The 5,074-nt window shown below is 64.6% G+C and carries 5 protein-coding genes; 4 read left to right on the forward strand and 1 reads right to left on the reverse strand.

What is annotated here, in order from left to right; translation table 11 throughout:
• The 4 genes from ACTS2Z_RS14115 to rsmA all read left to right on the forward strand — a co-directional run.
• Positions 1–414: LptF/LptG family permease (locus tag ACTS2Z_RS14115; RefSeq protein ID WP_442573841.1), on the forward strand; the 414-nt coding region annotated here is incomplete at its 5' end.
• 85 nt (positions 415–499) lie between these two features.
• A complete protein-coding gene (locus ACTS2Z_RS14120; RefSeq protein WP_442573842.1) occupies positions 500–1,753 on the forward strand; it encodes a peptidylprolyl isomerase in 1,254 nt (417 codons plus the stop codon).
• Complete coding sequence (pdxA, locus tag ACTS2Z_RS14125) at positions 1,753–2,736, forward strand: 4-hydroxythreonine-4-phosphate dehydrogenase PdxA (protein ID WP_442573843.1); 984 nt, start codon at positions 1,753–1,755, stop codon at positions 2,734–2,736. Before ACTS2Z_RS14120 ends, pdxA begins: the two co-directional genes overlap by 1 nt.
• A complete protein-coding gene (rsmA, locus tag ACTS2Z_RS14130) occupies positions 2,733–3,593 on the forward strand; it encodes a 16S rRNA (adenine(1518)-N(6)/adenine(1519)-N(6))-dimethyltransferase RsmA (protein ID WP_442573844.1) in 861 nt (286 codons plus the stop codon). The genes pdxA and rsmA overlap by 4 nt, the downstream gene beginning before the upstream one ends.
• A 34-nt stretch (positions 3,594–3,627) precedes the next feature.
• Here the strand turns inward: rsmA and ACTS2Z_RS14135 are convergent.
• A partial coding sequence (locus ACTS2Z_RS14135) for a S9 family peptidase (RefSeq protein WP_442573845.1) occupies positions 3,628–5,074 on the reverse strand: 1,447 nt, incomplete at its 5' end.

Consider the following 5,074-nt stretch of genomic DNA (forward strand, 5'->3'; position numbering starts at 1 on the left):
GGGGACATTTCACTGCCGACGACAATCGGCCAGGAAGCGCTATTCGAGCGCACACGCTCGGTGCAGGGCGTCTCCTTCTGGCGCCTTCCCGAAGTGATCGTTTCGGTGCGCGAAGCGGGCCTTTCGACGCGCGTCTACGAGATACGCTGGCAGTCACTGCTGGCCCAGCCTTTGCTTCTGGCTGCCGCCGCTCTGATGGCGATTGCCGCCACCTTGCGCCTGACGCGCCTGGGCGGCGCGGCCGGGTTTGCGCTGGCGGGCGGGATTGGCGGATTTATCCTGTATTTCCTGCAGCGCATGCTGACCGGGCTCGGTTCGGCGGGCAGTCTCGACACGGTCAGCGCGGCCTGGTCGGCACCTGCCTTGTTTGCGCTGACTGCGCTATTGTATATCGCTCTGACCGAGGACGGTTAGAAGCTGTCATGCACCCTGTCCTCAAGATTGCCTCAAAGCTCGTGATCAGTATGGTCTGCGGGTAGATAACCGGGAACTGAACCCTATGCCGATTGCGACCCTGAAGCGTCTTGTGCTGAGCCTTGCGGTGCCGTTTGCCATGGTGCTGTCCGGCAGCGTGCATGCGCAGCAGGTCGAAGGCATCGCGGCCATCGTCAATGACCAGCCGATAACGACCTATGAGGTGCGTGACCGCATGCGCTTCATCCTGAGCACTTCGGGGATTGAACCAAACGAGGAAGTGCTCGTGCAGGTGCGCGAACAGGCCCTGCGCTCGCTGATCGAGGAAACGCTGCAACTTCAGACAGCCGCCGAGTTCGAGGTGCCTGTCACTGACGAGGAAGTCGACGAGGCCATTGCAGACAACGTTGCGCGCAACGGCATGACGGTGGCCGAATTCCAGCGCGAACTGGAAAGTACCGGTGCCAGCATCGATACGATACGCCAGCAGTTGCGCGCGGAAATCGCCTGGTCCTATCTGGTGAGCGGCCGCTACCGCAATCGTATCCGGGTCTCCGATGCGCAGATCGAAAACGCGCTCGAGCGCCTTGCCGAAAGCGCGTCACAGACCCAGTACCGCGTTGCCGAGATCATGGTGACCCTTCCGGCGAGCGGCGCCGAGAGCGACGCTGAACAGCGCATCATGGCCATTTACGGCGCGCTGGAACAGGGCGCGCCCTTCCCCGCTGTCGCGCAGCAAATGTCCGATGCGCCCTCTGCTGCGGCTGGTGGTGATGCCGGCTGGCTGAGCGCAGCGCAGCTTCGTCCGCAAGTGGCGCAAGTCGTCCAGCAAATGCCGGTGGGCAGCATTTCCAACCCGATCCGCGTGCCCGGCGGCTACATGATTGTCGCTCTGGCCGACCGCCGCGACGGCCAGGTCACCGAGCAATTCACCCTGCAACAGGTCACGCTCGTCTCCTCGCAAGTGACGCCCGAGCGCCGGTCTGCGCTGGAACGCTCCGCTGCCGACGTGCAGGGCTGCGCCGACGTGCGCGGTGCCTTTGCCCGCGTGCCCGAAGCCATCATCACCGATCTGGGAACGGTAGGCGCCAACGCTCTGGTGCCGCAGATCCGCACTGCCTTGTCCGGCCTTGAAAGCGGTCAGGCGAGCTCGGTTCTGGAAACGGCAGCGGGCCTTCAGGTCTTCATCCTGTGTGACCGCAGCATTGGTGGTCCGGGCATGCCGGGCGCCAACGAGATCGAGAACCAGATCGTCAACCAGCAGCTTTCGCTTCTGGCGCGCCGCTGGCTGCGCGACCTGCGCAATGACGCCACGGTGGAGATGGTTGGCGAGCTTTGATGCCAACGGCGCCCGCGCCCCTCATCCTCACCCTGGGTGATCCGGACGGTATCGGACCCGAAATCGCCCTGAAGGCCTGGACCGCCTTGCGCGCCTCGCCCTTGCGCTTTGCCGTCACCGGCGGTCAGGACGTTCTCGCGGCAACGGCGCGCGCTCTGGATCTGGCTCCCCCTCGCGCCATTGCCGCCTGCGGCCAGATTGCAGAGACGTTTCAGACAGCCTTGCCGGTTCTGCCAACCCGGCCCGGCAATCCGGCCCTGACCTCCATCGAGGACGCCGTTGCCCTTGTGCGGGAGAGAGAGGCGTCAGGCATCGTCACCAACCCCATCTCGAAATCGGTGCTTTACGGGCAAGGCTTCGCCTTTCCCGGCCATACCGAGTTTCTGGCGCATCTGACGGCGGACATGCCCTATTCTGGTGCGCGCGGCCCGGTGATGATGCTGGCGGTCGAAACGCTGAAGACGGTTCTCGTGACGATCCACCAGCCCTTGAAGGAGGCCATCGCCTCCCTCACATCCGACGCCATCATTCATACCGCGAAGGTGGCACATGAGGCGCTCGCCCGGGACTTCGCGATTGCCACCCCGCGCCTCGCCCTGGCGGGTCTCAACCCCCATGCGGGCGAGGACGGCAATATCGGCCGTGAGGAAATCGACATTCTCCGCCCCGCGCTTGATGCCTTGAGGGGCCAGGGCATCGCCATTGCCGGGCCGATGCCGCCCGACACCATGTTCCACGCCGAAGCCCGCGAACGCTATGACGCAGCCATCTGCCTCTATCACGATCAGGGCCTGATACCTGTCAAGACGCTGGACTTCCACGGCGGTGTGAACGTGACGCTGGGCCTGCCGATTGTGCGCACTTCGCCCGATCACGGCACGGCCAAGGATATTGTGGGCGAGGGTATTGCCCGGCCAGACAGCCTGATCGCCGCCCTTCGCCTCGCAGCGCGCATCGCCGCCAACCGGGCAGGCGCGGCATGAGCGGTGATACCCTTCCTCCCTTGCGCGAGGTGATTGCGGCCCACGGCCTTGCCGCCGACAAACGCTTCGGCCAGCACTTCCTGCTCGATCTGAACCTGACGGCGAAGATTGCCCGCCTGTGCGATGACCTGCCCGCAAGCGTCGCGGTGGAGGTAGGCCCCGGTCCCGGCGGCCTCACCCGCGCGCTTCTGAGCGAAGGGGCAAGCCGCGTCATCGCCATCGAGAAGGATGCCCGCTTCCTGCCCGCCCTGGAGGAGATCAGCGCCGCCTATGATGACCGCCTGACGGTGATAGAGGCCGACGCACTGAAAGTCGGGCGGGAGGCGCTGGGCCTCGCACCGGGCACGCGTACGGTCATTGCCGCGAACCTGCCTTATAATGTCGGCACCGCACTCTTCACCGGCTGGCTCGAAGCCGAGCCTGTCTGGTGGAACCGGGCTGTCCTGATGTTCCAGAAGGAAGTCGCCGAACGCATCGTCGCGCGCACCGGCGAAGAGGCCTATGGACGCCTCGCCATCCTGACCGCAGCGCGGGCAAGGGCGCGCTATGCCTTCACCCTGCCCGCGCGCGCCTTCACGCCGCCTCCCAAGGTCGACAGCGCGGTCGTCGTGGTCGATCCACTGGACGATGAGCAGCGCTTTGCGGATGTCGAGGCACTGTCAGTGGTGACTGCCAGCGCCTTCGGTCAGCGCCGCAAGACGTTGCGCAAATCGCTGGGACAGGCTGCCTCGCAAACCGGAGCCAGCGCGGAAGACTTGCTGACCGCTTGCGACATTGACCCGTCGGCCCGCGCCGAGACGATTGCGCCAGACGGCTTCATGGCTCTTGCCAGAGCCTGGCGGGCTGCCAGGGGCTAGGCCCCGGCAACCCGTCTGGCAGTCATGTTCCCGCCTACTCGCCGTTGCCGGAGAGATAGGTATCAAGGAAGGTCACATAGGCATTGGACGCCGTGATCCGGTTTTCCCGGCGCAGGAAGCCATGGCCTTCATCGGGGAAGATCACATACTCCACCGTCGCGCCGTTCGCGCGTGCGGCTTCGACCAGCTCATCGCTTTCCACCTGCAGGACGCGCGGATCGTTTGCGCCCTGGATGACCAGCATCGGGCGGACGATGTTGCTTGCATGGAAAAGCGGCGAGATTGCCCGGTGACGCTCGGCATCGGTCGCCGGATCGCCCATCTCGTCATAGAGCGCCTCGCGGAAGCTCTCCCACCATGGCGGGATGGATTCCAGCGTGCGCACCCAGTTGGTGACACCAAAGATGTTGATGCCGACATCAAACGCCTCCGGGTGGAAGGTCAGCGCCGCCGCCGTGATATAGCCGCCATAGGAGCCGCCAATCACGCCGACCGCGTCATCGCGCACCCAGTCCTGCTCACGCAGCCAGTCGCCAGCGGCCACAATGTCGCGCAAGTCTTCCTCGCCATGGCGGCGGTCATCCATGTGGTAGAAGGTCTTGCCGTAGCCCGATGAGCCGCGATTGTTCGCGGCATAGACGGCATAGCCATGATTGACGAGGTGCTGGATCGCGGCCGAGTAGCCGGCCCGGCTCTGACCGCCCGGACCGCCATGGACCCAGACCAGCGCCGGCACGGGATTTTCCGCGTCCGCGCCATGCGGCACGTAGAGAATGCCGGGTATCTCGAGCCCGTCAAAGCTCTCGAACCGCACGATTTGCGCTTCCACCAGATGGGCTTCATCCATCTCCGGATTGAGCGCGCTCGTCAGCCGACGGGTCTCGCCCGTTGCCAGATCAGCCACATAAATGTCTGCAGGCGATGTGGAGGAGCTGACCGCAAGGGCGATCCGGCTCTCATCACGCGAGAAGCGCACACCGCCCAGATCGCCATCAGGCAGGCCGGAAAGCTGCACAGGCTCGCCAGACCGCGTGTCCAGCAAGGTCACGGACGTACGGCCATCCTCGTTGATCGCATGGACACGGTAATGGCCTGACGGCGAATAGCCGACATACATCACGTCCCAGTCCGCCTCGATGAGCGGGGATTTCTCGCCGCTCTCGATGTCGTGCACCCAGGCCTGATTGAACTCGCCGTGCTCGTTGGTGGCAAAGACGAGGCCCGCACTGTCCGGAGTGAAGGTGTAGTCGCCATAGGCGATATTGCCTTCATGCCCGGTGATCAGCACCGGCTCGGCATCACCATTGGTGAGGTCTGCGAGGAAAATGTCGCTGTCGGCAGAGGTACGGTTGCGCACCAGCGCGATATGCTGCCCGTCCGGGCTGATCGAGCCCGGCTGGAAGGCGGTCGTGTTCTCGAAGACCAGCGTGCGGGCGTAGTCATCGGTATTGTAGGCATAGAGATCGAAGGCGGCAGGATCG

The organism is Glycocaulis sp. (assembly GCF_052168375.1).
Classification (GTDB): domain Bacteria; phylum Pseudomonadota; class Alphaproteobacteria; order Caulobacterales; family Maricaulaceae; genus Glycocaulis.

Excerpts from the sequence above, each read along its gene's own strand:
- ACTS2Z_RS14120 (WP_442573842.1), top strand. The coding sequence starts at position 500 with ATGCCGATTGCGACCCTGAAGCGTCTTGTGCTGAGCCTTGCGGTGCCG.
- pdxA (WP_442573843.1), top strand. The coding sequence starts at position 1,753 with ATGCCAACGGCGCCCGCGCCCCTCATCCTCACCCTGGGTGATCCGGAC.
- rsmA (WP_442573844.1), top strand. The coding sequence starts at position 2,733 with ATGAGCGGTGATACCCTTCCTCCCTTGCGCGAGGTGATTGCGGCCCAC.